This window comes from Microvirga brassicacearum, from assembly GCF_008757455.1.
GTDB classification, from domain to species: Bacteria; Pseudomonadota; Alphaproteobacteria; order Rhizobiales; family Beijerinckiaceae; genus Microvirga; species Microvirga brassicacearum.
The window spans coordinates 1-202 of the sequence record NZ_VCMV01000066.1 but is presented as its reverse complement, the minus strand read 5'-3'; the positions used below and the strand labels follow the sequence as shown (position 1 = coordinate 202).

The window sequence follows — 202 nt, the reverse complement described above, 5'->3', positions numbered from 1 at the left end:
TCTTCGCGGCTGGACGGACAAGATCCTGATGTCGTTCAACGACGCGCTCCTGGCGTTCCCGGGAATTCTGCTCGCCCTGGGGCTTCTCGCCGTCATCGGCGCGAACAAATACGGCATCATCCTCGCGCTGGGGCTTGCCTACACTCCGTCGGTGGCCCGCGTCGTGCGCGGGACGGTTCTGTCGCTGCGCGAGAAGGAATTT

1 protein-coding gene is annotated in these 202 nt (G+C 63.9%); it reads left to right on the top strand.

Annotated elements, in window-relative coordinates:
* A partial coding sequence (locus FEZ63_RS22290) for an ABC transporter permease subunit (RefSeq protein ID WP_150948976.1) occupies positions 1–202 on the top strand: 202 nt, incomplete at both ends.